Annotated in this window: 23 protein-coding genes; 17 read left to right on the forward strand and 6 right to left on the reverse strand. The window is 66.1% G+C overall.

Annotation, left to right across the window (positions count from 1 at the left end; genetic code table 11):
* Positions 1-125: 125 nt before the first annotated feature.
* Genes CCUG20998_RS08230 through CCUG20998_RS08250 form a run of 5 tightly spaced genes read left to right on the forward strand, consistent with a single transcriptional unit; the run spans position 126 to position 3,725 of the window.
* A complete protein-coding gene (locus tag CCUG20998_RS08230) occupies positions 126-1,091 on the forward strand; it encodes a thiamine-phosphate kinase (RefSeq protein ID WP_020728192.1) in 966 nt (321 codons plus the stop codon).
* 25 nt (positions 1,092-1,116) lie between these two features.
* Positions 1,117-1,407 (forward strand): DUF1330 domain-containing protein, encoded by a 291-nt coding sequence (locus CCUG20998_RS08235; RefSeq protein ID WP_020728193.1) that lies wholly within the window; start codon positions 1,117-1,119, stop codon positions 1,405-1,407.
* Positions 1,404-2,087 (forward strand): uracil-DNA glycosylase, encoded by a 684-nt coding sequence (locus tag CCUG20998_RS08240; RefSeq protein ID WP_012393548.1) that lies wholly within the window; start codon positions 1,404-1,406, stop codon positions 2,085-2,087. Before CCUG20998_RS08235 ends, CCUG20998_RS08240 begins: the two co-directional genes overlap by 4 nt.
* A gap of 5 nt (positions 2,088-2,092) precedes the next feature.
* Positions 2,093-3,025: an NADP-dependent oxidoreductase gene (locus tag CCUG20998_RS08245; RefSeq protein WP_020728194.1), complete on the forward strand. Its 933-nt coding sequence runs from the start codon at positions 2,093-2,095 to the stop codon at positions 3,023-3,025.
* Between the two features lie 49 nt (positions 3,026-3,074).
* Positions 3,075-3,725: a nitroreductase gene (locus CCUG20998_RS08250; protein WP_036455363.1), complete on the forward strand. Its 651-nt coding sequence runs from the start codon at positions 3,075-3,077 to the stop codon at positions 3,723-3,725.
* Positions 3,726-3,880: 155 nt separating this feature from the next.
* Here the strand turns inward: CCUG20998_RS08250 and rpmB are convergent, their stop codons facing one another.
* The gene (rpmB, locus tag CCUG20998_RS08255) at positions 3,881-4,075 is read right to left on the reverse strand and encodes a 50S ribosomal protein L28 (RefSeq protein ID WP_011740047.1); all 195 of its coding nucleotides are present in this window, start codon (positions 4,073-4,075) and stop codon (positions 3,881-3,883) included.
* Positions 4,076-4,357: 282 nt separating this feature from the next.
* Here rpmB and CCUG20998_RS08260 point away from each other — a divergent pair, with 282 nt between their 5' ends.
* Genes CCUG20998_RS08260 through CCUG20998_RS08270 form a run of 3 tightly spaced genes read left to right on the forward strand, consistent with a single transcriptional unit; the run spans position 4,358 to position 9,004 of the window.
* Positions 4,358-6,052 carry a DAK2 domain-containing protein gene (locus CCUG20998_RS08260; RefSeq protein ID WP_020728196.1) on the forward strand — a complete coding sequence of 565 codons (1,695 nt, stop codon included), beginning with the start codon at positions 4,358-4,360 and terminating at the stop codon, positions 6,050-6,052.
* A gap of 2 nt (positions 6,053-6,054) precedes the next feature.
* Entirely contained in the window at positions 6,055-8,286 is a 2,232-nt protein-coding gene (gene recG / locus CCUG20998_RS08265) for an ATP-dependent DNA helicase RecG (protein ID WP_020728197.1), read from the forward strand.
* A gap of 4 nt (positions 8,287-8,290) precedes the next feature.
* Positions 8,291-9,004, forward strand: coding sequence for an HNH endonuclease family protein (locus CCUG20998_RS08270; RefSeq protein WP_012393553.1), 714 nt, complete (start codon positions 8,291-8,293; stop codon positions 9,002-9,004).
* A gap of 4 nt (positions 9,005-9,008) precedes the next feature.
* Here CCUG20998_RS08270 and CCUG20998_RS08275 read toward each other — a convergent pair whose 3' ends face one another.
* Positions 9,009-9,857: an aldo/keto reductase gene (locus CCUG20998_RS08275; protein ID WP_036455366.1), complete on the reverse strand. Its 849-nt coding sequence runs from the start codon at positions 9,855-9,857 to the stop codon at positions 9,009-9,011.
* Positions 9,858-10,481: 624 nt separating this feature from the next.
* Between CCUG20998_RS08275 and CCUG20998_RS08285 the strand changes: the two genes are divergently transcribed.
* The 6 genes from CCUG20998_RS08285 (at position 10,482) to coaD (ending at position 17,677) form a co-directional block, all read left to right on the forward strand.
* Complete coding sequence (locus CCUG20998_RS08285; protein ID WP_020728200.1) at positions 10,482-11,543, forward strand: alpha/beta hydrolase; 1,062 nt, start codon at positions 10,482-10,484, stop codon at positions 11,541-11,543.
* A gap of 186 nt (positions 11,544-11,729) precedes the next feature.
* Positions 11,730-12,497, forward strand: coding sequence for a DsbA family protein (locus tag CCUG20998_RS08290; RefSeq protein ID WP_020728201.1), 768 nt, complete (start codon positions 11,730-11,732; stop codon positions 12,495-12,497).
* Positions 12,498-12,502: 5 nt separating this feature from the next.
* The gene (locus tag CCUG20998_RS08295; protein WP_081650985.1) at positions 12,503-13,141 is read left to right on the forward strand and encodes a vitamin K epoxide reductase family protein; all 639 of its coding nucleotides are present in this window, start codon (positions 12,503-12,505) and stop codon (positions 13,139-13,141) included.
* A gap of 42 nt (positions 13,142-13,183) precedes the next feature.
* Complete coding sequence (locus CCUG20998_RS08300; RefSeq protein WP_012393559.1) at positions 13,184-16,579, forward strand: pyruvate carboxylase; 3,396 nt, start codon at positions 13,184-13,186, stop codon at positions 16,577-16,579.
* Entirely contained in the window at positions 16,576-17,130 is a 555-nt protein-coding gene (gene rsmD, locus CCUG20998_RS08305; protein ID WP_081435690.1) for a 16S rRNA (guanine(966)-N(2))-methyltransferase RsmD, read from the forward strand. The genes CCUG20998_RS08300 and rsmD overlap by 4 nt, the downstream gene beginning before the upstream one ends.
* Positions 17,131-17,203: 73 nt before the next feature.
* Complete coding sequence (gene coaD, locus CCUG20998_RS08310; protein WP_020728202.1) at positions 17,204-17,677, forward strand: pantetheine-phosphate adenylyltransferase; 474 nt, start codon at positions 17,204-17,206, stop codon at positions 17,675-17,677.
* Between the two features lie 73 nt (positions 17,678-17,750).
* Here the strand turns inward: coaD and CCUG20998_RS08315 are convergent, their stop codons facing one another.
* From CCUG20998_RS08315 to CCUG20998_RS08325, 3 genes are all read right to left on the reverse strand, one after another.
* Positions 17,751-17,933 (reverse strand): hypothetical protein, encoded by a 183-nt coding sequence (locus tag CCUG20998_RS08315; RefSeq protein ID WP_020728203.1) that lies wholly within the window; start codon positions 17,931-17,933, stop codon positions 17,751-17,753.
* A 156-nt stretch (positions 17,934-18,089) separates the two neighbouring features.
* A complete protein-coding gene (gene purU / locus CCUG20998_RS08320) occupies positions 18,090-18,986 on the reverse strand; it encodes a formyltetrahydrofolate deformylase (protein WP_015355151.1) in 897 nt (298 codons plus the stop codon).
* Between the two features lie 33 nt (positions 18,987-19,019).
* The gene (locus CCUG20998_RS08325) at positions 19,020-20,201 is read right to left on the reverse strand and encodes a permease (RefSeq protein WP_020724654.1); all 1,182 of its coding nucleotides are present in this window, start codon (positions 20,199-20,201) and stop codon (positions 19,020-19,022) included.
* A gap of 497 nt (positions 20,202-20,698) precedes the next feature.
* On the opposite strand from CCUG20998_RS08325, the gene CCUG20998_RS08335 reads away from it, so the two are divergent.
* Positions 20,699-21,961 (forward strand): glycosyltransferase, encoded by a 1,263-nt coding sequence (locus tag CCUG20998_RS08335; protein WP_015355153.1) that lies wholly within the window; start codon positions 20,699-20,701, stop codon positions 21,959-21,961.
* A gap of 160 nt (positions 21,962-22,121) precedes the next feature.
* Positions 22,122-22,919, forward strand: a complete 798-nt coding sequence (locus CCUG20998_RS08340) for a class I SAM-dependent methyltransferase (RefSeq protein WP_020728204.1) — start codon at positions 22,122-22,124, stop codon at positions 22,917-22,919.
* A gap of 50 nt (positions 22,920-22,969) precedes the next feature.
* On the opposite strand, the gene CCUG20998_RS08345 is transcribed toward CCUG20998_RS08340, so the two are convergent.
* Complete coding sequence (locus tag CCUG20998_RS08345) at positions 22,970-24,226, reverse strand: saccharopine dehydrogenase family protein (protein ID WP_020728205.1); 1,257 nt, start codon at positions 24,224-24,226, stop codon at positions 22,970-22,972.
* A 281-nt stretch (positions 24,227-24,507) separates the two neighbouring features.
* Between CCUG20998_RS08345 and CCUG20998_RS08350 the strand changes: the two genes are divergently transcribed.
* Positions 24,508-25,596 (forward strand): LLM class flavin-dependent oxidoreductase, encoded by a 1,089-nt coding sequence (locus CCUG20998_RS08350; RefSeq protein ID WP_085979805.1) that lies wholly within the window; start codon positions 24,508-24,510, stop codon positions 25,594-25,596.
* The last annotated feature ends 492 nt before the right edge of the window (positions 25,597-26,088 follow it).

Consider the following 26,088-nt stretch of genomic DNA (forward strand, 5'->3'; position numbering starts at 1 on the left):
TCGGGTCGTCAGGGCTCATACACTAACGCGGTCCGCCCGGGCGGGCAGGAACCCCAAAATTACCGCAGACCGCTCTCGGTTCGCGGGTATGCAAGTCCGGGCCGGTACACCACGAAGGAGGTGGCGTGGGTCAGGACACGTCGGGACAGACACCGACCCTGCGCGAGCTCGGGGAGTTCGCCGTGATCGACCGGTTGGTGCAGGGGCGCAACCAGCCCGCTGTCGTTGAGCTGGGGCCAGGCGATGATGCTGCGGTGGTGGCCGCCCCCGACGGCCGTACGGTGATTTCCACCGACATGCTGGTCCAAGATCGCCACTTCCGGCTGGACTGGTCGAGTCCCCACGACGTCGGTCGAAAAGCGATCGCCCAGAACGCCGCCGACATCGCCGCGATGGGCGCCAGGCCTACCGCGTTCGTGGTGAGCTTGGGCGCACCCGCCCACACGCCGGTGGCCGAGGTGACTGCGTTGCTCGACGGCATGTGGGAGGAGGCCGGACGGATCGGCGCCGGAATCGTCGGCGGCGATATGGTCCAGTGTCCGCAATGGGTGGTGTCGGTCAGCGTTCTGGGTGACCTCGAAGGTCGTCCGCCGGTCACCCGTGGCGGCGCCGAGCCGGGCTCGTCGGTCGCGGTCGCTGGCGAACTGGGCCGTTCGGCGGCCGGATATGAGCTGTGGCACAACGATATTGCCGGGTTTGACGAACTTCGCCGCCGCCATCTGGTACCTGACCCGCCCTACGGCCAGGGTGTGGCGGCGGCGGTGGCCGGGGCTCAAGCGATGATTGACGTCTCCGACGGCTTGGTCGCCGACCTGCGCCATATCGCCGATGCCGCTGCGGTCGGCATCGACATCGCCACGGCGGCGTTGGCCCAAGACCATCGTGCGGTGATCGCAGCCGCGGATGCGGTGGGCGCCGATCCGTGGGGGTGGGTGCTCGGTGGGGGTGAGGACCACGCGCTGGTGGCGTGTTTTCCCGGTGCGGTGCCCGATGGCTGGCGGGGAATCGGGCGGGTGTTGGACGGGCCGGCCCGGGTGCTGGTCGACGGCCAGCAGTGGAGCGGTCACGCCGGCTGGCAGTCATTTGACTAGCGCGGCAATTGAGTAGGGTGACGCGGTGACCGTCTACGCGATCGCCCAATTGAGATTCACCGACCGGCCCGCCTATGACCGGTACCAGGCAGCGTTTATAGAGGTCTTCGATCGCTACGCGGGAACGCTGCTCGCTGCCGACGAGTCACCGACGGTGGTGGAGGGGCAGTGGGACCGCGAGAAGGTGGTGCTGATGTCGTTCCCTGACGAAGCGGCATTTCGCGACTGGGCGCAGTCGCCGGATTACCAGGACATCGCCAAGGATCGCCGGGAGGGCGCCGATACGGTCGTGTTGCTGGCTCGGGGGTTGCAGTGACCGCGCGGGCGCTCGATGAACTGGTCGAGCCGGGGTGGGCGAAAGCTCTCGAGCCGGTCGCCGACCAGGTAACTGCGATGGGGCAGTTCTTGCGGGCCGAACTAGCGGCGGGCCGTAAGTACCTGCCCGCGGGGCCGAACGTCTTGCGCGCGTTTACTTTTCCCTTCGACCAGGTGCGAATTCTGATCGTTGGCCAAGATCCCTACCCGACACCCGGACACGCGGTGGGACTGAGCTTTTCGGTAGCCCCCGATGTCCGCCCGCTCCCACGCAGCCTGTCCAACATTTTCCAGGAGTATGCGGACGATCTGGGCTATCCGATGCCCGCCTGCGGCGACTTGACGCCGTGGGCGCAGCGCGGTGTCATGCTGTTGAACAGGGTGCTCACGGTTCGGCCCAGCAACCCGGCGTCACATCGGGGCAAGGGCTGGGAAGCGGTGACCGAGTGCGCCATCCGGGCTTTGGCCGCGCGGTCGCAGCCGATGGTTGCCATTCTCTGGGGGCGCGACGCGTCGACCCTGAAGCCGATGTTGGCCGACGGCGATTGTGCTTCGATCGAATCTCCACACCCATCGCCGCTATCGGCGTCTCGTGGTTTCTTCGGTTCACGGCCGTTCAGCCGGGCCAACGAATTGCTTACCGGCAGGGGAGCCGACCCGATTGACTGGCGCTTGCCCTGAGCGCCATGAGGGCGTTGCGTGCGCACCGGCGCGGCGGCCCGGAAACGCTGGCCGTCGAGCGCGCACCGGTGCCGGTGCCGGCGGCCGGCGAGGTCGTGGTAGCCGTGCGCGCTGCTGGCATCACGTTCGACGAGTTGACCTGGGACCAGACCTGGACCCGCGATGGTGTCAGCCGGACACCGGTGATCCCGTCACACGAAGTCTCCGGAGTGATCCATGAAATCGGATCGGGTACCGAAGATTTCCATTGTGGTGATGAGGTCTACGGGCTGATCGGTTTCGATCGAGACGGTGCGGCAGCCGATTTCGTCGCGGTGCCCGCCGCGCACCTGGCCGTTAAGCCTGCGACGGTCAGCCATACCGTGGCGGCGGCGCTGCCACTGGCCGGGTTGACCGCGCTGCAGGCACTTGTCGATCACGCGTCGGTACGGCCCGGCGAAGCGGTATTGGTGCACGGAGGGGCCGGGGGAGTCGGGGCCCTGGTGGTCCAACTGGCGGCCATCCTCGGCGCCAACGTCACCGCTACCGTTCGCAGCGATGCCGGCGAGCTGGTCGGCCGCCTGGGTGCCCAGCGGGTAATCGACACCCGCACCGAAGCATTCGAGCGGACCGCCACCGATTTCGACGTCGTCATCGACACGGTGGGCGGGGACACATTGGACAGATCCTTCGCGGTGTTGCGCCCAGGCGGACGGCTGGTCACCCTCTCGGCGCCGCCGCCCGCCGGCAAGGCCGACGAACATGGCGTTACCGCAATGTTTTTCATCGTGACGCCCAACCGCGATCAGCTCAACAGGCTCGGCGAGCTGGTCGGCAGTGGGCGGCTGCATGTCGAGATTGCGCAGAGTTTTCCGCTGGCCAAGGGGCGCGAGGCGTTCGAAAGCGGACGGGGTGCCGCTCGGCGAGCGGGCAAGACCGTCATCACGGTGGGACAGTGACAGCGGCCGGCTCGCCGCGGATTGCGCTACGGCCTGAGACCATCGAGGCATGTACGACTTGGATGAGACCATCCGTCTGCGGCGTTCGACGCGCATGTTCCTGCCCCGCCCGGTGCCGCGGCGGTTGGTGCAGGAAGCGCTCGAACTTGCGATGTGTGCCCCCTCGAACTCCAATGTGCAGCCCTGGCATGTCGTGTTTACCAGCGGTGCGGCATGCGACCGATTGGTTGCGGCGATGCTGGAAAGGGCGCGCTCCGAGCCGCCCAATGTTGCGCGATTGCCGCCGGCATTCACCCACCTACGCAGCGCACTGGGAGCACAGGTCTACGGGGCGATGGGCATTGCTCGCGATGACACGCAGGCCCGACAGACCGCTGTGCTGCGCAACTGGGAGTTCTTCCGGGCCCCGCTGGGCGGCATCGTATCGATGCACCAGGAGCTGGGGCTGGTCGACAGCATGGGTGTCGGCATGTTCCTGCAGAACCTGATGCTGGCGCTGACCGCGCGCGGTCTGGGCACCTGCGTACAGGTCTCCATCGCCGGCTATCCCGAGATCGTCCGCAAGCAGGTGGGCATACCTTCGCACCTGACCATCCTGTGTGGCCTGGCGATCGGCTATCCCGACCCGGACTTTGCCGGCAATCAGCTGCGCGTTGGTCGCGACGATGTTGCTGAACACGTCGTTTTTCTCGACGATTGACTGGCCAGCGGGCGCGAGAAGAGCTTGCGGTGACCGGAGTTGGGCGGGCCCGTACACGCCAAATCGCCCGGCTCTATCGAGCCGGGCGAACAGGCGCGAGCAACCACGAACTCGGTGGCGCCGCCACTGGCTGGGCCGAACCCGCCGGTGGCTGTTCAGCCGCGGCTGACCTTACCGGCCTTGATGCACGAGGTGCAGACGTTGAGGCGCTTCTTGTTGCCGCCAGGGCGGGTCACGGCGCGCACGGTCTGGACGTTGGGGTCCCACCGGCGACTGGTGCGGCGGTGGGAGTGCGACACCGACTTGCCGAAGCCGGGGCCTTTCCCGCAGATATCGCACACAGCGGCCATTGTTGCACTCCTCAAGTCTGTTGGGTTCCGGCGACCCGGCCGGGACAGCCTAGATCTACCCAGGCCGTCCTAGGATACCGACGTCCCCGGCAAGCACCAAAACGAGCCACCGCTAAGGGTGGCGTCAGGGCCGGTCTCGTCGGACCGCCTGGCTAGGCTCGATGGGCCGGGTCCCCGGTGGCCCGGGGTGTTCCCTCGCGCATGAACCGACGCAAACTATCCGCAACGTCACCGGAGCTACGCTGGCGCCCACCGGGGCTAGGCAGAGGAGGTGGGGGCAGGTTGGGCACGACTGAACGCCCGCTGGATGCCTTGGCCCTGCGAGACTGGGCGCACACCGGCGTCAGCGACCTGATCACCCACCTTGACGAGATCAACCGGCTGAACGTGTTTCCGGTCGCCGATTCCGATACCGGCGCGAACATGCTGTTCACCATGCGATCCGCGCTTGCTCAGGTCGATTCGACGGGTGGTGCGGGGCCCGAACACCCCGAAGACCCCGAGCACAGGGATGTCGCCCAGGTCGCGGCCGCGTTGGCGGCCGGCGCCCTCAACGGCGCACGCGGCAATTCCGGGGTGATCCTGTCACAGATCCTGCGCGGTGTTTCCGATGTGACCGATAGCGCCGCCGCCGGTCAACCGTTGGCCGCAATCGACGCGGCACTGCTGGCCGCGGCCCTGTGGCGCGGCGTCGAGCTGGTCATCACGTCGATGGGCGGTGAGGAAGTGCCGGGCACCATCGTCTCGGTCCTGCGCGCCGCCGCGGTCGCGGTCCGGCAGTGTGCTGACGCCGGCGAAGGGTTGGCCGCCGCCGTCGCCGCGGCGGGGGACGCGGCGGTGGTTGCGCTGGAGAAGACCCCCGAGCAGCTCGACGTGCTGGCCGACGCGGGTGTTGTCGATGCCGGCGGACGAGGATTGTTGGTCCTGCTGGACGCGCTGCGCTCGACCATCACCGGTCAGACTCCCGCGCGATCGGTCTACGAGCCGGCCCCGCGCTCGCCGGCGCTCGGGGCGGGGGTGCCGGCACCCGTACCGCAGTTCGAGGTGATGTACCTGCTGGCCGGTTGCGATGCCGCGGCGGCCGACACGCTGCGCGATCGGCTCTCGGAGCTGGGGGATTCGGTGGCAATTGCCGCCGCACCATCGGAGAGCTATTCGGTGCATGTGCACACCGACGACGCGGGCGCGGCCGTCGAGGCCGGGCTGGCGGCGGGGCGGCTGAGCAAGATCGTGATCTCGGCGCTCAGTTCCGGGACCACTGCACTGGCGGCCGGCGGTTGGACCCGCCAGCGCGCCGTGCTGGCCATTGTCGACGGCGACGGTGCCGCCGAACTGTTTGCCGCCGAAGGTGCGTGTGTGTTGCGTCCCGGCGCGGGGGCCGCGGCGCCCGCGTCCGACCTGAGCGCACACCAGTTGGTGCGCGCGGTGGTCGACACCGGTGCCGCGCAGGTCATGGTGTTGCCCAACGGCTACGTCGCCGTCGAGGAACTGGTGGCCGGCTGTACGGCGGCCATCGGCTGGGGCGTTGACGTGGTCCCGGTGCCGACGGGGTCGATGGTGCAGGGCCTGGCCGCGCTGGCCGTGCACGACCCGGCCAGTCAGGCGGTCGACGACGGCTACACCATGGCCCGGGCCGCTGGGGCCGCCCGGCACGGATCGGTACGTATCGCCACCGAGACGGCACTGACCTGGGCTGGAACCTGCAAACCGGGCGATGGTCTGGGTATCGCCGGCGATGAGGTGCTGATCGTCGCCGATGACGTCGCCGCGGCGGCGATCGGGTTGGTCGATCTGTTGTTGGCGCCGGGAGGAGACTTGGTGACGGTGCTGATAGGCGCCGGTATCGATGATGATGAACGGATTGCCAGGCTGGTTGAGAGCCTGGAAAAACACATGCACGACCATCACCCGGGGACCGAGTTGGTGATCTACCGCACCGGTCATCGCGGTGACGCGCTGCTGATCGGGGTGGAGTAGCCATGGTGGCATTGAGCGATCGGCTCGACTTCGTTCTGGGTGCCAAGGCGGCCGAGGCTCTCGACGAGGAGTTCGGCATCCGGACTGTCGACGACCTCTTGCGGCACTACCCGCGCAGCTATGTCGAAGGCGGGGCACGCCGCGGCACCGACGATGAGCAGCCCGAAGTGGGGGAGCACATCACCATCGTCGATGTCATCACCGAAACCAAGTCGTTTCCCATGAAGAAGACCCCGAGGCGGTTGTGTCTGCGGATCACCCTCGGGTCGGGGCGCAACAAGGTGACCGCCACCTTCTTCAACGCCGACTACATCAAAAAGGGCCTCACCAAGAACACCCGGGTGATGCTGTCCGGCGAAGTCGGGTACTTCAAGGGCGTCATGCAGCTCACGCACCCGGCGTTTCTGATCCTGGATTCGCCGGACGGCCAGCATCACGGCACCAAATCATTGAAGAGCATCGCCGACGCCTCCCAGGCCATCAGCGGCGAACTGGCGATGGAGGAGTTCGAGCGGCGCTTTTTCCCGATCTATCCGGCCAGCACCAAGGTGCAGAGCTGGGACATCTTCAAGTGTGTGCGCCAGGTGCTCGAAGTGCTCGACCCGGTGGACGAGCCCCTGCCAGCGGCGTTACGCGCCGAGCACGGCCTGATTTCCGAGGACGACGCCTTGCGCGCGATCCACCTCGCCGAGGATGAGTCCGAACGCGAACAAGCGCGCCGGCGGCTGACCTTCGACGAAGCCGTCGGGTTGCAGTGGGCGTTGGTGGCCCGCCGGCACGGTGAGCTATCCGAGTCGGGGCCGCCGGCCCCGGCCCAATCCGACGGCCTGGCCGCCGAGCTGTTGGCACGGTTGCCTTTCGAGCTCACCGCGGGGCAGCGCGAAGTGCTCGACGAGTTGTCCGACGGGCTGGCGGCGACCCGTCCGATGAACCGCTTGCTGCAAGGCGAGGTGGGCTCGGGCAAGACGATCGTGGCGGTGCTGGCGATGCTGCAGATGGTCGATGCGGGCTACCAGTGTGCGCTGCTGGCTCCTACGGAAGTGCTTGCCGCACAGCATCTTTTGTCTATCAACGATGTTCTGGGTCCGCTGGCGATGGGGGGCCAGTTGGGCGGCGCCGACAACGCCACCCGGGTGGCGCTGCTGACCGGCTCGATGACAGCGGGGCAAAAAAAGCAGGTTCGGGCCGAAATCGCCAGCGGTCAGGTCGGCATCGTCATCGGTACCCATGCGCTGCTGCAGGACGCGGTGGAATTCCACAATCTCGGCATGGTGGTGGTCGATGAACAACACCGCTTCGGCGTCGAGCAGCGAGACCAACTGCGGGCCAAGGCTCCCGCCGGCATCACACCGCATCTGCTGGTGATGACGGCCACGCCGATACCGCGCACCGTAGCGCTCACCGTCTACGGCGACCTGGAGACCTCCACCCTGCGTGAGCTTCCGCGCGGGCGTCAGCCGATCACCACCAACGTCATCTTTGTGAAAGACAAACCCGCCTGGCTCGATCGGGCCTGGCAGCGCATCGTCGAAGAGGTTGCCGCGGGTCGCCAGGCCTACGTGGTGGCCCCGCGCATCGACGAGAGCGACGAGAGCGACAAAGCCGAAAACGGCGCCCGCCCGTCGGCGACCGCCGTGGGGCTCTATTCCCGGTTGCAGGCCGCCGAACTGGCGGGGCTGCGATTGGCGTTGATGCACGGACGCCTGTCGGCCGACGAGAAGGAAGCCGCGATGGCGGCCTTCCGCGCCGGCAACGTTGATGTGCTGGTGTGCACCACGGTCATCGAGGTGGGTGTCGATGTCCCCAACGCCACGGTGATGCTGGTGATGGACGCCGACCGCTTCGGCATCAGCCAGCTGCACCAGCTGCGCGGCCGCATCGGGCGTGGCGAACATCCCAGCCTTTGTCTGCTGGCCAGCTGGGTTTCGCCGGGCTCGCCGGCGGGGCGACGGCTGCGCGCGGTCGCTGAGACCATGGACGGCTTTGATCTTGCCGAGCTGGACCTCAAGGAGCGCCGGGAAGGAGACGTGCTGGGCCGAAACCAGTCCGGCAAGGCGATCACCCTACGCTTGCTGTCGCTGGCCGAGCATCGGGTATTCATCGAGGCCGCCCGGGACTTCTGCAACCAGGCGTATCAGCAGAGCACTGGCGGCGGTGGCCCACATCCCGGGTTGGCTCTGATGGCGGCGCGCTTCACCAACACCGATCGCATCGACTACCTGGACAAGTCATAACGTCGTGAACCGAAAGATGCTGCTGTGGCTGTCGGTGGCCGCGCTGCTTGCGGTGCTGGTCGCCTATCAGAGCGTGCGGGCGTCGACGGCCAGGCACGCAGAGGAGTTCGCCGCGCGGGCCGACGTTCCGACGGTCCAACCCGGGACCGACGTGCTCGCCGGGATCGGCGTGCTGCCGCGGCGAATGCACCGCTACGACTACCGCAGGGCCGCATTCGGCGCGGCCTGGGACGACAACAACGACGCCCCCGGCGGCCACAACGGGTGTGACACTCGTGACGACATCCTCGACCGCGATCTCGTCGACAAGACCTATGTGGTGACCAAGCGGTGTCCGAATGCGGTGGCCACCGGCACGCTGCACGACCCGTATACCAACACCATCGTCGTCTTCCAGCGTGGCGCCAGAGTGGGGCAATCGGTGCAGATCGATCACATCGTCCCGCTGTCGTATGCGTGGGACATGGGCGCATCGGACTGGCCGGCGGCGCGGCGGCTGCGGTTCGCCAACGATCCGGCCAACTTGCTGGCCGTGCAGGGGCACGCCAATCAGGACAAAGGGGACTCCCCGCCGGCCGGGTGGATGCCGCCCAACGCCGCGTTTGCGTGCCAATACGCCATGCAATTCATCGCCGTGCTGCGCGGATATGCGCTGCCGGTCGACCGGGCGTCGAGCGACGTCCTGCGCCAGGCCGCGGCGACCTGCCCGACCGGGTAGCCGGTTACACCCCGGCGAAGGTCATCGGGTCCTCACGCAGGCGGGTCCCGTCGTTGAGGCCGTTGATGGCGTCCATGTGCTGGGAGGCCAGCTCGAACTCGAACACGTCCAGGTTAGTGGCGATGTGCTCGGCATTGGAGGAACCGAAGATGACGGCATTGCCCAGTTGCAGGTTCCAGCGCAGCAGCACCTGGGTGGGCGTCTTGCCGTACTCGCCCGCGATCGAGGTCACGGTCGGGTTGTCGGCCAGCCGGCCGAGCGCCAGCGGGGTGTAGGACTGCGTCACCACGTTGTGCTGGGCATTTGCCTTGCGCAGCTCGTCCTGGTTGAGCAGCGGGTGCAACTCGACTTGGTTGACCGCGGGGGTGACGAAGGTCAGGTCGATGACGTTGGAGACGTGTTCCTCGGTGAAGTTGGACACCCCGATGGAGCGGGTGAAGCCTTCACCGCGGGCCTGGATGAGGCCGCCGAACGCGTCCACGTACTTGCCCACCGCCGGGGCCGGCCAGTGAATCAGGTACAGGTCGACGTAGTCCAAGCCCAGCCGGTCCAGGCTGGCCTTGCAGGCCTCGCGGGACGCGGTGAAGCCGTGGTCAGCGGTGGCGACTTTGGTGGTGACGAACAACTCCGCCCGGGGAATGCCGGATGCGGCGATGGCCCGCCCGACTGCCGCCTCGTTGCCGTATGCGGCGGCGGTGTCGATGAGCCGGCAGCCGATTTCCAATGCCGCGGACACCGCGCGCTCGGTCTCGTCATCCGACAACCCAGCGACGCCCATGCCGAGGACCGGCATGGTGTTCTCGTCATTGAGCGCTATCGATGGGGCAGAGGGGCTGGGGGCGCCCGGCATCATCTCACCTACCTGTGAAAATTGAACGTTCGCGGATTTTGACTAAGTCGGGTTCGAACCTCTGGCGACCAGGCCACCGTGATTTTATCGGCGCTCAGTTCAAAGTCGAACACGTTGGAAGTCGCTCGCAATCTGTCTGGGGGTTTACCGACTCAGGGGATCACGATATTACCGAGTTGTATATGTCACCTAATCAACGCCCGTGCTGCTGCTTCGTCGCAGGTGACGGCGACGGCGTTGCGCCCTGTGACGCTCGGTGTCGGGGGGCGCTTCGGGTGAACTTGTCCGGCGGTGGCCAGCGCCGATGCGTGGAAGATGGTCGGATGGCTGCCGCGCATCCGGCCCGCGGCTGCAACCGTGGTCCAGATTCGGCAACAGGGCTACCACGTACAGTTGGTCGCAGGGCACGTCGGACTCGCCGACCGCGCGCCGGGTTTCCCGTTCACTGCGGCTTACCTCGGGGGTTGTCGGGATCCAGCAGTTGCCGAGCCCGACGACGGCTACCGAATGATCGTCGTCCAGCAAGACGAGGCAAGACGAGGCTTGTCTAGCGATTCTAGGGAGTAGCCCATGACAAATAGCCTGCCAGGTGAGACGGACCTCCATCCTGAAACGGTGCACGCGACGATGAGCTGGCTGAGTCGCGTGCAGAACACCGTCACCGTCGTCGGCGCCAAGGTCATCCCATGGGTTCCCGATGTCGCCAAACGGCTGATCACACGGGGTCGCTCGGTCATCATCGACGGAAACACCCTCGATCCCGCATTGCAGCTGATGTTGTCGGGCATGCGGGTCGTGGGTCTGGACGGGCTGGTGATCGATGACGACCTGGCCGCTTCCCGCGCCCACATGCGCGAGGCGATGTTGGGATTTCCCGGTCCGCAGATCCATGTCGATGTCGAGGAATTAACCCTGCCCGGACCTGCCGGCGACATCAGCGCCAGGCATTACCGTCCGCCCGGCGATGCGGCCGCGCCGTTGCTGGTCTTCTACCACGGGGGCGGGTGGGCGCTCGGCGACCTCGACACCCACGACGCGGTCTGCCGACTGACTTGTCGCGATGCGGGCATCCATGTCCTGGCGATCGACTACCGGCTGTCGCCCGAGCATCGCGCCCCCGCCGCGATCGACGATGCGTTCGCGGCCTTTGAGTGGGCGCACGCGCACGCCGCCGAGCTTGGTGCTCTGCCGGGACGGGTTGCGGTCGGTGGCGACAGTGCGGGGGGCAACCTGGCGGCCGTGGTGAGCCAGCTGGCCCGAGACAGCGGAGGCCCGGCCCCGATTTTCCAGTGGCTCATCTACCCACGAACCGACTTTGCCGGGCGGACCCGTTCCGCGAGCCTGTTCGCCCGAGGGTTCTTGCTGACCAAACGCGACATCGACTGGTTTCACTCCCAGTACCTGAAGGGCTCCGGCATCGAGCCCGCGGACCCGCGGGTATCGCCGTTACGAGCCGAATCACTGGCCGGGCTGGCGCCGGCGCTGATCGCGGTGGCAGGCTTCGACCCGTTGCGTGACGAAGGCGAGAACTACGCGACCGCCCTCCGGGCCGCCGGCACCCCGGTTGACCTGCGCGCCATGGGGTCGCTGACGCACGGGTTCCTCAATCTGTTTCCGCTCGGTGGTGGTTGTGCCGCCGCAACCAGCGAGCTGATTTCTGCGCTGCGTGCACACCTGACCCGGGTTTGAGCGGTGCCGGTGGGGTGGCTTCGCGCCGTGGGTGCGGACCGTTGCGGGCACCATCGGTCAATATCGTCGTGGGTCTCAGCTGCGGCTGGCCGGCCGCCGGTACTCTAGAGGCGCCCGACCACCGGAGGCTGAACGAGCCCGCAAGCGAAGCGCAGCCGACCAATACATGTGAGGATCAGCAAACCTGTGGCCGACAAAAACAAGCGTCCCCCGCGGATCGACCTGAATTCGCCCGACGGCAAGTTCGGCCGGCTCATCCAGATCGGTGGCACCGCGTTCGTCGTGTTCTTCGCGGTCGCCCTGGTCTTCTACATCGTGACCTCGCATCAGAAAAAGGGCGGCAGTGCCGCCGGTCCCGACGACTCGGTCCGGGTGACGTCGAGCAAGCTGGTCACCCAGCCGGGGACCCAGGACCCCAAGGTCGTGATGACCTTCTACGAGGACTTCCTGTGTCCGGCGTGCGGCATGTTCGAGCGCGCGTTCGGCCCGACGGTGTCCAGGCTGGTCGACATCGGGGCGGTCGCCGCCGATTACACGATGGTCGACATTCTCTCCAGCCCGCGCAACCAGAACTATTCGGCGCGAGCCGCCGCCGCGGCGTACTGCGTCGCCGATGAGTCCATCGATGCGTTCCGGCGGTTCCACACCGCGATGTTCAGCAAGGACATTCAGCCGTCCGAGGTCGGCAAGACATTCCCCGACAACGCGAAGTTGATCGAAATCGCGCGTGAGGCGGGTGCGGCGGGAACGGTGCCGGACTGCATCAACAGCGGCAAGTACCTCGACAAGGTCAACGGGTTGGCGGTGGCAGCCAATGTGCATGCCACCCCGACGGTCAAGATCAATGGCGAGGAATACGAATGGTCGACGCCGGAAGCGCTGGTGGCCAAGATCAAAGAGATCGTGGGCCCCATTCCGGGCATTGACGCGGTCGCAGCCAACGCGACATCCTGACCACTGTGGTGTCAGCTGACTCCGCCGAGCGATCCAGCGACCTGACGTCAGGCGCCGTTCGCCAGGTGCACGTGCCCATGCCCAGCGCATGGTGGGTGCTGATCTGCGGTGTGACGGGCCTGCTTGCGTCCGGAGCGCTGACCGTGGAGAAGGTCAGGATCCTGCTCGACCCCAGCTATGTTCCCGCATGCAACATCAACCCCATCGTGTCGTGCGGCTCGGTGATGACGACCGCGCAGGCCTCGCTGCTGGGCTTTCCCAACCAGCTGTTCGGCATCGCGGCGTTCACCGTGGTGGTGGTCACCGGCGTGCTGGCGGTGACGAAAGTACCCCTGCCACGTTGGTATTGGGTGGGGCTGACGATCGGTGTCCTGGTCGGAACGGTGTTCGTGCACTGGCTGATTTTCGAGAGTCTCTACCGCATCGGGTCGCTGTGTCCGTACTGCATGGTGGTCTGGATCATCACCGCGACTTTGTTAGTCGTGGTTGGCTCGATAGCATTCCGTCCGGACCCGGACAGCACCAGCGGCGCTGCTGTGCGGGTGCTTTTCCAATGGCGGTGGTCGATTGCCACGCTGTGGCTCACCGCAGTGTTTCTGCTGATCATGGTTCGCTTCTGGAACTATTGGTCGACACTGCTCTAGGTGTCGAGTTTGCGTTGCGACGGGTGAAGTAAGGGGTCAATCATGATCTCAAAAGTGCTGGTGGCCAACCGCGGTGAGATCGCGATCCGCGCGTTTCGCGCCGCCTACGAATTGGGCGTCGGCACCGTTGCCGTCTACGCGTACGAGGACCGCAATTCGCTGCACCGGTCCAAGGCCGACGAGTCCTACCAGATCGGCGAGGTCGGGCACCCGGTGCGCGCCTACCTGTCGGTGGACGAGATCGTCGAAACCGCCCTCCGTGCGGGTGCGGATGCCATCTACCCGGGCTATGGGTTCCTGTCGGAGAACCCGGATCTGGCCGGGGCGTGTGCGGCGGCGGGCATCACCTTCGTCGGCCCCCGCGCCGAGCTGCTCCAGCTGACCGGAAACAAGTCCCGCGCGGTCACCGCGGCCAGGGAGGCCGGGCTGCCCGTGCTGAGGTCGTCGGCGCCGTCGGCCTCGGTGCAGGAGCTGGTGGCTGCGGCGCAGTCGGAGACCACCGGCCTGCGCTTTCCGCTCTTCGTCAAGGCGGTTGCCGGCGGTGGTGGCCGTGGCATGCGCCGGGTCAACGACATCTCCGCGCTGGCCGAAGCGATCGAGGCCGCCAGCCGCGAAGCCGAGTCCGCATTCGGTGACCCGACGGTGTATCTCGAACAGGCGGTGTTGAACCCCCGTCACATCGAGGTGCAGATCCTGGCGGACACGCAAGGCAACGTGATTCACCTCTACGAGCGCGACTGCAGTGTGCAGCGCCGTCACCAGAAGGTCATCGAGTTGGCGCCGGCGCCTAACCTGCCCGGTGAGCTGCGCGACAAGATCTGCGCGGATGCGGTCGCCTTCGCCCGTCACATTGGCTACACCTGCGCCGGTACCGTCGAGTTCCTGCTGGACCAAAGTGGTGAATACGTCTTCATCGAGATGAATCCGCGGATTCAGGTGGAGCACACCGTAACCGAGGAGATCACCGACGTCGACCTGGTTTCCAGCCAGATGCGGATTGCCGCGGGGGAGTCGCTCGAAGATCTGGGTTTACGACAGGAAACCGTCCGGCCGCACGGCGCCGCCCTGCAATGCCGGATCACCACCGAGGATCCGACCAACGGTTTCCGGCCCGACACCGGGCGGATCAGCGCCCTGCGCGCCCCCGGCGGCGCGGGCATCCGCCTGGACGGCAGCACCAACCTCGGTGCGGAGATCAGCGCGCACTTCGATTCCATGCTGGTCAAGCTGACCTGCCGGGGACGGGATTTCTCGACGGCGGTGAACCGGGCACGCCGGGCGATCGCCGAGTTCCGGATTCGCGGCGTATCGACCAACATTCCCTTCTTGCAGGCGGTTCTGGATGACCCGGACTTCCAAGCCGGGCGCATCACGACGGCGTTCATCGACGAACGCCCCCAGCTGCTGACCGCGCGCACCTCGGCCGACCGCGGCACCAAGATTCTGAACTACCTGGCTGATGTCACGGTCAACAAGCCGCACGGCAGCCGCCCGTCCAAGGTCTACCCGAACGACAAGCTGCCCCAGGTTGATCTGGATGCCCCGCCGCCGGCCGGCTCCAAGCAGCGCCTGGTCGAATTGGGGCCGGAGGGTTTCGCGCGCTGGCTCCGGGAATCGCCGGCGGTGGGGGTCACCGACACGACCTTCCGAGACGCCCACCAGTCGTTGCTGGCCACTCGGCTGCGCACCAGCGGATTGAGCCGGGTGGCGCCCTATCTGGCGCGGACCATGCCGCAGCTGCTCTCGGTGGAGTGTTGGGGTGGTGCGACCTACGACGTGGCGCTGCGCTTCCTCAAAGAGGACCCGTGGGAGCGGCTGGCCACGCTGCGCGCGGCGATGCCCAACATCTGCCTGCAGATGCTGCTGCGTGGCCGCAACACGGTGGGGTACACGCCCTACCCCGAGGTGGTTACCTCGTCCTTCATCGAGGAAGCGACCGCGACCGGCATCGACATCTTCCGGATCTTCGATGCGCTCAACAACCTGGAGTCCATGCGACCCGCGATCGATGCGGTGCGCGAAACCGGTTCTGCGATAGCCGAAGTCGCGATGTGCTACACCGGCGATCTGAGCGACCCGGCCGAGCAGCTCTACACGCTGGACTACTACCTGCGGCTGGCCGAGCAGATCGTGGAGGCGGGCGCGCATGTGCTGGCCATCAAGGACATGGCCGGACTGTTGCGGGCCCCGGCGGCTCACCAGCTGGTCACCGCACTGCGCAGTCGCTTCGACCTGCCGGTGCATGTGCACACCCACGACACCCCGGGCGGCCAGCTCGCCAGCTATGTCGCCGCCTGGCATGCGGGGGCCGACGCCGTCGACGGCGCCGCCGCCCCGCTCGCCGGTACCACCAGCCAGCCCGCGCTGAGTTCGATCGTTGGCGCCGCCGCGCACACCGAATACGACACCGGTCTGTCACTGGCGGCGGTTTGCGCGCTCGAGCCTTACTGGGAGGCGGTGCGAAAGGTCTACGCGCCCTTCGAGTCCGGGTTGCCGGGTCCGACGGGTCGGGTCTACCACCACGAGATTCCGGGCGGCCAGCTGTCGAACCTGCGCCAGCAGGCGATTGCGCTGGGGCTGGGGGACCGGTTCGAAGAGGTCGAAGAGGCCTACGCCGGAGCCGACCGGGTGCTGGGCCGCTTGATCAAGGTCACCCCATCCTCGAAGGTGGTCGGCGATCTGGCCCTGGCGCTGGTTGGTGCCGGGGTGAGTGCGGACGAATTCGCTGCCGAGCCCGCACGATTCGACATTCCGGACTCGGTCTTGGGCTTCTTGCGTGGCGATCTGGGCGACCCGGTCGGGGGGTGGCCGGAACCATTGCGGAGTGCGGCCCTGGCCGGGCGCGCACCGGCGAAGCCCGTTGGTCAGCTCACCGGCGAGGACCACAGCGCGCTGGCCGCGCCGGGACCCAAACGCCAGGCGACCTTGAACCGGTTGCTGTTCCCGGCGCCGACAAAGGAGTTCGAGGAGCACCGCGAAGCCTACGGCGACACGTCCCAAATGTCGGCCAACCAGTTCTTCTACGGCCTGCGACAGGGCGAGGAGCACCGGGTCAAGCTGGAGCGCGGGGTGGAACTGTTGATCGGCCTGGAGGCCATCTCCGAACCCGACGAGCGTGGAATGCGAACCGTCATGTGCATCATGAACGGTCAGCTGCGGCCGGTACTGGTGCGTGACCGCAGCATTGCCAGTGCGGTCCCGACCGCCGAGAAGGCCGACCGCGGCAATCCTGGACACATCGCCGCGCCGTTCGCCGGCGTGGTCAGCGTGGGCGTCGCGGTCGGGGATCGGGTGAGCGCCGGGCAAACCATCGCCACCATCGAGGCGATGAAAATGGAGGCCCCGATCACCGCGCCCAACGATGGCACCGTCGAACGGGTTGCCGTGTCGTCGACCGCCCAGGTGGAGGGCGGCGACCTGCTGGTGGTGGTGAGCTGACCCGGATCATCGGTGGCGTCGCCGGCGGCCGTCGCCTCGTTGTCCCGCAGCGTGGTACCAGACCCACCACCGATCGGGTGCGCGAGTCGCTATTCAACATTCTTGCGGCGCGACGCGCGATGACCGGCCTGGCCGTGCTGGACCTGTATGCCGGTTCGGGAGCACTGGGACTGGAGGCACTCTCGCGCGGCGCGGCCGCCGCGCTGTTCGTGGAGTCCGATCAGCGCACCGCGGCCGTTCTGGCCCGCAACATCGAGGCGCTGGGGCTCGCCGGCGCGACACTGCGCCGGGGTGCGGTCGCTGCGGTCCTGGCGGGTGGCACCGCGTCGCCGTTCGACCTGATCCTGGCCGACCCGCCCTACGATGTCTCGTGCGCCGAGATCGAAGCCGTCTTGGCGGCTTTGGACTCCCACGGGTGGGTGCACCAGGCAACGGTGGCCGTCGTGGAGCGGCCGGCCACCGGTGCGGCGTTGACCTGGCCGGCCGGCTGGTCGGTGTGGCCCGAGCGGGTTTACGGCGACACCCGTTTGGAGCTGGCCGACCGGTCGTAGGCCAGCGTGTACCGTCATCGGTCATGACCGCCGGCGACCAGGCAGGCCGAAGCGACGAGGAGAAGCGGCGCAGATGACGGGCGCGGTATGTCCGGGTTCGTTCGACCCGGTGACGTTGGGGCACGTCGACGTCTTCGAACGCGCCGCCGCTCAGTTCGACGAGGTGGTGGTGGCGATTCTGGTCAATCCCGCCAAGAAGGGCATGTTCGACCTCGATGAGCGGATCGCGATGATCAAGGAGTCGACGGCTCACCTGCCCAACCTGCGGGTCGAGGCCGGGCAAGGCTTGGTGGTCGACTTCGTCAAGGCCCAGGGGATGAACGCCATCGTCAAGGGGTTGCGCACCGGCACCGACTTCGAGTACGAGCTGCAGATGGCGCAGATGAACAAACACATCGCCGGCGTCGACACATTCTTCGTCGCGACGGCGCCGCGGTATTCGTTTGTGTCGTCGTCGCTGGCCAAAGAGGTGGCGATGCTCGGCGGCGACGTCTCCGAACTGCTGCCGGAACCGGTGAACCGCCGACTGCGGGAGCGGACAAAATAGCAGCGGACCTAGCCGCGGTTGGCGACTAGGTCCGCTCACCTGTCCACAGTGTCGAGCGACGATGCGGCCCCGACTAGCGTGGGTCGAAGCAGCCGTAGAAGGTTTGCGTCGCCGTGTCGTAGCAGGTGTAGGTGCCGTAGTCGGGCTGGTGGCTGGGGGCCGCGCTGGCGGCTCCGGCCGCTGCGAAGGCGGCCAGGCCGATGGCCGAGGCCAACAGCGACATCCCGGCGAGGGCACGGATTTGGGCAGCGATCATAGATGCCTTTCTGTTCGGTCATCGGATGCGGGTGAGGCGAATGTCGCCGTCCAAGCAAGGTTGATGGCGCGCGCTTGGCGAAACCTTGGCACATTCTTGGTGCCCCGGGGTGCATCGGTGTCGCGGGTATGCCGGCGTTGACGGCCGGCCGCGGCGTCAGAAGATGATGGTCTGGTTGTGGTGCACGATGACGCGGTCCTGGCAGTGCCACAGCACGGCACGCGACAGCACGGCGCGCTCCACGTCGGCGCCGACTCGCACCAGGTCGTGCACGGTGTCATTGTGGTCGACCCGAACGACGTCTTGTTCGATGATCGGCCCCTCGTCGAGAGCTTCGGTCACGTAGTGTGCGGTGGCGCCGATCAGCTTGACGCCACGTTCCCGGGCGCGTTTGTAAGGAGACGCGCCGGTGAAGGCGGGAAGAAACGAGTGATGAATGTTGATCAACGGGCAACCGATGGCGTCGAGAAACGTGGGGCTGAGGATCTGCATGTAGCGAGCCAGGATCACCAGATCCACGTTGCCGCTTAACAACTGAAGTTGACGCTGTTCGGCGTCGGCGCGAGTGTCCCGAGTCACGGGGATGTGGATGAACGGCACACCGAACGGGCGCACATGGTCGGCCAGATCAGGGTGGTTGGCGATCACCATGGCAACCGACATCTCGAGTTCGCCACGTCGGTTGCGCCACAGCAGATCTAACAAGCAGTGGTCTTCCTTGGAAGCCATGATCGCGACTCGTTTGGGTTTGGCCGCTTCAGTGAACCGGTAGTCGATGTCGAACTTGTCGGCGACGGCACTGCCGAACTCGCGCTGCAGTTCGTCGATGGCAGCGGTGAGCCCGGGTAGGTGAAAGATCGCCCGCTGCAGGAATGTTCCGCCCTCGGGGGCGGTGGAGTGCTGGTCCAGGGAAATGATGTTGGCGCCGGCCTGGGTCAGGAACGTGCTGACGGCGGCGATGATCCCAGGGTGGTCGTGGCAACGCAGTAGTAGCCGACCGATATCGGCCGGCGGCGGTGGACCGCCAGGCGGCGGTGGAAAATTCTGAGACATTGCCGCCGGAAAGGATACCGCCGGCGCCCTCGGCTAGTGACACTGATGGCCGTGTTGGTGGCCTTCGGCTTCGGGAGAGCCGCCCATCATACGCAGCATCGGCATGCCGCCACTGGTGATGAAGCGAGTCACCAGCACTGCCGCGATTCCGAGAAAGATGATGTTGAGCCAGGTGGTGTAGTTCCACGAAATGCCCGCGTGCAGGACCGTGGCGCTGCGCTGTCGAGGAATCAAGTTCGCCGCGCCAAAGATGAGTTCGATCAGGTATCCAGCGACGACCATCGAGACATAGAAGGTGCCCAGCAGGGTCAGCATCATCTTCGTCCCGTAGTACTTCCGGTAGATGTTCAAGATCGGCAGGATCAGCAGGTCGGCGAAGATGAAGGCGATGACACCGCCGAAGCTGATGCCACCGTTCCACAGCACCGCGGCAAGTGGCACATTGCCGATCGAGCAGACGAAAGAGACGATCGCGACGACGGGGCCAACGAGCGGTCCCCACACCACCGACAAGTTCGGATGATTCGCCAAAAAGAAGTTCTGCCAGAAAGTTTCGGGAACCCAAGCCGCGATTGCGCCGGCGATCACCAGACCGAGAACGAGGTCGCGCAGAATTGCCGCCCACTCCATCACGAACACGTGCGACACCGAGGTGAAGGCGCGGCGGGAGAACAGCCGGCGCAGAAACGAGTCCTCGCCGCCCACCGACATGTCCATGGCGGCGTGACCTTCCATGGAGCCAGCGATCCCGCGTTCGGCCTGCTCGCGGGCCGCGTCGATGAGCCGGGTGCGTACGAACAGCCGGAACAACACGGCCAACACGATGATCATCAGCGGGCCACCGACGAACTCCGCGGCGGTGAACTGCCAGCCCATCAACAACGCCAGGATGATGCCCAGCTCGACGACCAGGTTGGTGGAACCTATCTCAAACGCCATGGCCGCGGTGAAGTTCGCGCCCTTGCGAAACAGTGATCGTGCCAGCGCCACCGCGGCGTAGGAGCAGGACGACGAAGCGGCGCCCAGTCCGGCGGCAACCGCAAGCGTGCGCGGTTTGTCGTTGCCCATCAAAGCAACGATCGTCGAGCGGCGCACCACGGCCTGCACCATCGCCGACAACGTGAAGCCCAAGATCAGCGCCCACAAGATTTCCCAGGTCATCGATCCGGTCAGGGCCAGTGCATGGCCGACCGCTCCCAATACTGTGCCCGCCACCCGGTCCTCCGTTTCGCATCATCCATACGGCAAGTCTTCATTCTGGGCCGACCCGCTCCCTTGCGGCAACATATACCCTATGGGGGTATCAGCGCAAGGGGGTGCCGCGGCCGGAATCCGCAGGATATGCGGCTGTTTTGGGGGGCGCATGCGGGTTCGCCTCCCGCTTGCTGGCGACCGGGCGTCCCGGCCGTCGGTGAACCGGTTGGCGGCAGCGTCGCATTGGCTGGCGATAGAGTTCCGGACGGCTGCGCAAAAGCGTTGGTACACAATGAAACACGATGTTCGAGATGGGCAATGAAGCGCGGGCGCCCGGGTGGATGTCATCGCGACCGGGCGCTGCGGTGAACGAGTCGACCGGATCGGCATCGCCCACGCCATTTTGGCCCGATCTTCCAGACCGCGGGCGTCCAGGGGTACGCTACGGCGTTTGGGTGGGGCGTAACGAACAACGGTTACCGACAACTTGCCGACAAACGTCGTGAAGGGACGCGGTCATGAGCATCGCAACAAACGCACCGCAGCCCGTCAGGAGGCAGCGGGTCCTGTTTGTCGCCGAGGCAACGACGCTGGCCCACGTCGTGCGACCGTTCGTCGTCGCGCTGTCGCTGGACCCGAGCCGCTATGAGGTGCATTTCGCGTGTGACCCGCGGTTCAACAAGCTGCTGGGGCCGATCCCGTTTCCCCATCACCCGATCTACACCATCCCCAGCGAGCGATTTCTTGGCAACCTGGTGCAGGGCCGTTTCTATACGACCCGGACATTGCGCCAGTACGTCGAGGAGGACAGCAGGGTGCTGGCCGAGGTTGCGCCGGATCTGGTCGTCGGTGACCTTCGCATTTCGCTATCGGCGAGCGCCCGACTGGCCGGCATTCCCTACGTCGCCATCGCCAACGCCTACTGGAGTCCCTACTCGCGCCGTCGTTTTCCGCTGCCCGAGGTGTTCTGGAGCCGCCTGTTCGGTGTTCGGCTGGTCAAGCGCGCCTACCGGCTGGAGCGACCGTTGTTCTTCGCTCTGCAGTGCATGCCGCTGAATCGGGTCCGGCGCAAGCACGGATTGCCGAGCCTGGGTTTGAACCTGTGCCGCATTTTCACCGATGGCGACCAAACCCTGTACGCGGATATCCCCGAGCTGCAGCCGACCTACAACCGGCCGGACAACCACCAGTATCTCGGCCCGGTTCTCTGGTCGCCGTCGGGGGAGACGCCGGACTGGTGGGATTCGCTGCCGGCGGACCGGCCGATCGTCTACGCGACCCTGGGTACCTCCGGGGGGCGGAATCTGTTGCAGGTGGTGTTGAACGGCCTGGCCGATCTGCCGGTGACGGTCATCGCTGCCACCGCCGACCGTAGCGACCTGGACAATATCCCGGCCAATGCCTATGTGGCGGACTATCTGCCGGGCGAGGCGGCCGCGGCTCGCTCCGACGTGGTGATTTGCAACGGGGGCAGCCTCACGACGCAGCAGGCCCTGGTGGCTGGGGTGCCGGTGCTGGGGATCGCTAGCAACCTGGACCAGCACCTCAACATGCAGGCCATCGAGGCAGCCGGAGCGGGCTTGCTGCTGCGCACCGAGCGGCTCAAGGCTCGCTCGGTGTCGGCGGCCGTGCGCCAGCTGCTCGACCGACCTGGATACCGGCAATCCGCTCAGGAGCTCGCCGAGGTGTTCGGGCGCGAATTGGCTCGCTTTCCTCAGCATGTGGAGAGCGCTTTGCGGCGCGTATCCGAGGGCGCGGTCGCGAAATCGGCGGCCGGCTAGCAGGGGACGCGCCTGTCAATCAGGTCAATTAGTAGGTTTGGACCAGCGGTCGGCTCATCGGCGGTATCGGACGATTCGGTCCCCACAGATCCTCGATTCAAACGTTAGTTCGATGCCGCACTGCGGCTAACGTTTCTCCTCTCGGCGAAAGGAACCCTTCATGGGAGCAACCGAAACTTCAAAGGCGCTGGTGTGGCGCCTCACCGAAGAGTCATGGAACTACGGTCAGTTCCACTTCGGGAAGGATCGTCGGATGAACCGGGTCAGGGCCGTGCAACGGGCGCTCGCCGGTAGGGCGGCGCCTGTTTACCTCGAGATCGGTGTCTCCCATGGGTTTGCGTTCCGGCGAATAGCTGCCGACGAGAAGACGGCAATCGACCCCGAGTTCAAGCTGTCGGCGCGGACCCGCAAGCTGGCCTCGGCCAAGGCGCGTGTCACCCATTACTTCGAGACGACCAGTGACGCCTTTTTCTCCAATGATGCCGGCTATCTCGAGCACAACGGTGTCGATGTGGCCTTGGTCGACGGGCTGCACACCTACAAGCAGGTAGTGCGTGATGTCGAGAACATCCTGCGCTACCTCAAGGACGACGGGGTCATCGTCCTGCACGACTGCAACCCCACGCATCCTTCGATCGCCTATCCGGCGGCGTCCTATGAAGACTTTCGTGCCGAGAACCGCTGGTGGCAGATGTTGTGGAGCGGCGACGTCTGGAAGGCGATCGTTCATCTGCGCAGCACTCGGGCGGATCTGCAGGTCGCGGTGCTCAACTGCGATTTCGGCGTCGGGATCGTGCGTAAGGGCTCGGCGGAATCGCAGTTGTCCTACACGGCGGACCAGATCGAGGCCCTCGATTACGCGGATCTGGTCGCCGACCGCGAGCGCCTACTCAACCTGAAGCCGCCCACGTATTTCGACGACTTTCTCGCATCCGACGGAATCAGCCCGAAGATCTGATCGGCCGGCGACCGCCGCTCGGGCGCTGACCTGAGCGGCGGCGCCAGGAGTCAGTGCAGTCGGGTCGCGCTCACAACGACGCGGGTCTGGGGCAGCCGCGCCAGCAGTGCATCCCCCATGGCGGCGGCGGGGGTCAGCACACCGCGCAACTCGGAGAGCCGATCGCGGTCCAGCGCCAGGGCCAGACCGCTTTCGCCGAGCAGCACGGCCGTCGAGGCATACGCGTCGACGTTGTGTGCGAACGTCGCCAGGTAGCGGGCACCGGTGGTCGTGGTGGTGTACGTCTCACAGCGGTAATGGCCGCGTTCCCGGCTTTTTTGGCTCGGGCCGGTGCCTGGTTTCGGAGTGACCCGCTCTAACGCACGTTGCGGTAGGCGACTGAAGTACTTGTTGCCCAAACCGATGCCGCCGGCGATAGCGCCCGTGACGGCAGCGGAGGCGATTGGTGCCGCAAACGACCGACCGAGACTCATCGTCTCCGAGTAGCGGAATTGCTTGCCATAAGCCCAATCCTGTAATGCATTGCTACGTCGGACAATTCGAGTGTTGAATGGGCCCTGTACGAATGCGCCGGTCCAGAAGCCCGCGAGCTCAGGAGCTAGGTCGCGTCCGCGCCGCATGGAAAAGTCCGGCTGCGGACCGAGATCGGGTTCGGCACTGCGGTCGGTGGTCAGCGTATAAGGGTCGTTGACCAACCGGTACGCCTCGGGATCGCTCGATGCGGTGCGCATCGCTTCGGAATAGGTTGCCACCGAGCCGCCGGAGGCCCAACGCTGGGAGAACGAGCGGAGCACCAGGTTGGTCTCGGCCAATTCTCCGGTGCCGTCTTCGGCGGCACGGCGGTACAAGTGGTGGACGTTCAGATCCGATGGAATTGAATCGAATCCACACGCGAGCACTATTCGGGCGCCGGTGTCAGCGGCCTGTTTGTGGTACAGGTCGATGCTGTTGCGGCAGAACATCAATTCGCCGGTCAGATCGGCGTAGTCGGTGCCAGCCTTGGCGCAGGCCGCCACCAGGGGCAGGCCATAGCGCGTGTAGGGGCCAACGGTGGTGAGGATGACCTGTGCCCGGGTGGCCATCTCCTCGAGCGTCGCCGGTTGTGATGCGTCGGCGACGACGAGTGGCCAGTCGCTGGCTAGTGGGCCCAACTTGTCCCGCACGGCCCGCAGCCGTTGGGGCGAACGGCCGGCCAGGGCGATCCGAGCGTTCGTGTCACGTTGCGCAAGGTGTTGGCCGGTCAGCATGCCGGAGAAGCCGGTTGCGCCGTATAAGACGATGTCGAACTCGCGTTGCGCTGAACTCATCGGGCGAGACTACCCGAGCGGGCTGGGGAGGCTGAGTTGCGGGCGACCAGCGATGAATGCAATTGCGTAGGAACGCAGTCGCCGCGTCATCGGCGCGAGATGGTAGGGCCGGCCGGCGATCCGCAGGCCGCCAGTTGGCTGCGGGATGTCCACAGAAACGTCAGGTAACCTCGCCGCAGTCACACCGCGACGGACGGCAAGGTAGGCGGATTTTGAAGAAATCGAGCGGCTTTCGTTACGGCTTTGTCGACGCTCCGGTGCACTCGCGCCTTCCACCGAGCATGATCGCGCGGTCGAGCATGATGGCCGGCGCAGTGATGGGCGCCGACTCGTATTGGATCGGTGACCATCTCAACGCGCTGGTGCCACGGTCGGTGGCGACCCCCGAATTTCTCGGTCTTGGGGCGCGGCTGGTGCCCAAGGTTGATGCCAACTACGAGCCTTGGACGATGCTGGGAAACCTCGCCGCGGGCAACCGGATCAACCGCTTGCGGCTCGGTGTGTGCGTGACCGATGTCGGTCGTCGCAATCCAGCGGTTACCGCGCAAGCCGCGGCGACTGTGCATCTGCTGACCAGAGGCCGAGCCATTCTTGGTATCGGTGTTGGAGAACGTGAGGGCAACGAGCCCTACGGGGTGGAGTGGAGCAAGCCCGTTGCGCGGTTCGAAGAGGGCCTCGCGACGATTCGTGCCCTGTGGGATTCGAACGGGGCGCTGGTCACGCGTGAGTCGCCGTACTTTCCACTGCGCAATGCCCTGTTCGACCTGCCGCCCTACAAGGGAAAGTGGCCCGAAATCTGGGTCGCGGCGCACGGTCCGCGGATGCTGAGGGCTACCGGACGCTACGCGGACGCCTGGGTGCCCATCGTCATCATCCGGCCCACCGACTACAGCCGCGCGCTGGAAGCGGTGCGTGCCGCGGCATCCGATGCCGGTCGTGACCCGATGTCCATCACCCCTTCGGCAGTGCGCGGCGTGGTCACCGGGTGGAGTCGCGACGACGTGGATGAAGCGCTGGACTCGGTGATCGTCAAAATGAACGCGCTCGGAATGCCCGCGGAGGCCTGGGCGCGCCACGGTGTCGAGCACCCGATGGGAGCCGACTTCACCGGCGTGCAGGATCTGATCCCCCAGACGATGGACAGGGAAACGGTCCTCTCCTACACCGCGAAGGTTCCGCCCGGCCTGATCCGCGAAGTGGTGGCCAGCGGCACGCCGGACGAGGTCATCGATCAGGTCGCCGAGTGGCGTGACCACGGTCTGAGGTATCTGCTGGTGATCAATGGCAGCCTGGTCAACCCGAGCCTGCGCAAGACCGTCACTGCGGTGCTGCCGCACGCCAAGGTGTTGCGGGGGCTGAAGAAGCTGTGACCGGCCACCGGCGAATCCGCTCGGAGCCGGTTCGCGGCTAGCCTGGGCTAGTTGCGGCCGCAGATCGATCAAAGCCATTGCTGAAGTTAGCTATTCGGGTCGCTTAGCGATCGGCCGGAAGTCGTTGCGGGCACTTTGTTGGATGGATCCGCAACGCTGAATCGGTGGCCCCGGGGGCGCGGCGAGTTGGCCCCAACCCGTTGCCTGGTAACGACTTAGCGGCAACGCCTCAGCGCACCGCCGCGCGACACCGCGTGCCCGAGATGCCACATTGCCTTTGTTGCAACGGTTTTGCCGCGACTGGTTACGGCTTGCTCGGGGCTAGGGGAGTGGGGCGATCACCGCCGGGCGTGGTTACCGCAGCTGCGTGTATCGCCAAACGTTGCGCGCGCCAAACTTATTTAGCAGTGCTCGTACTTAGCACTTCTCATGAAAATCGGCTGTTGGTTGGTTATCCAGAGATGATTTGCCGAGGTGATTGTCGTAGACCCC

This window comes from Mycobacterium marinum, from assembly GCF_003391395.1.
Taxonomy (GTDB): domain Bacteria; phylum Actinomycetota; class Actinomycetes; order Mycobacteriales; family Mycobacteriaceae; genus Mycobacterium; species Mycobacterium marinum.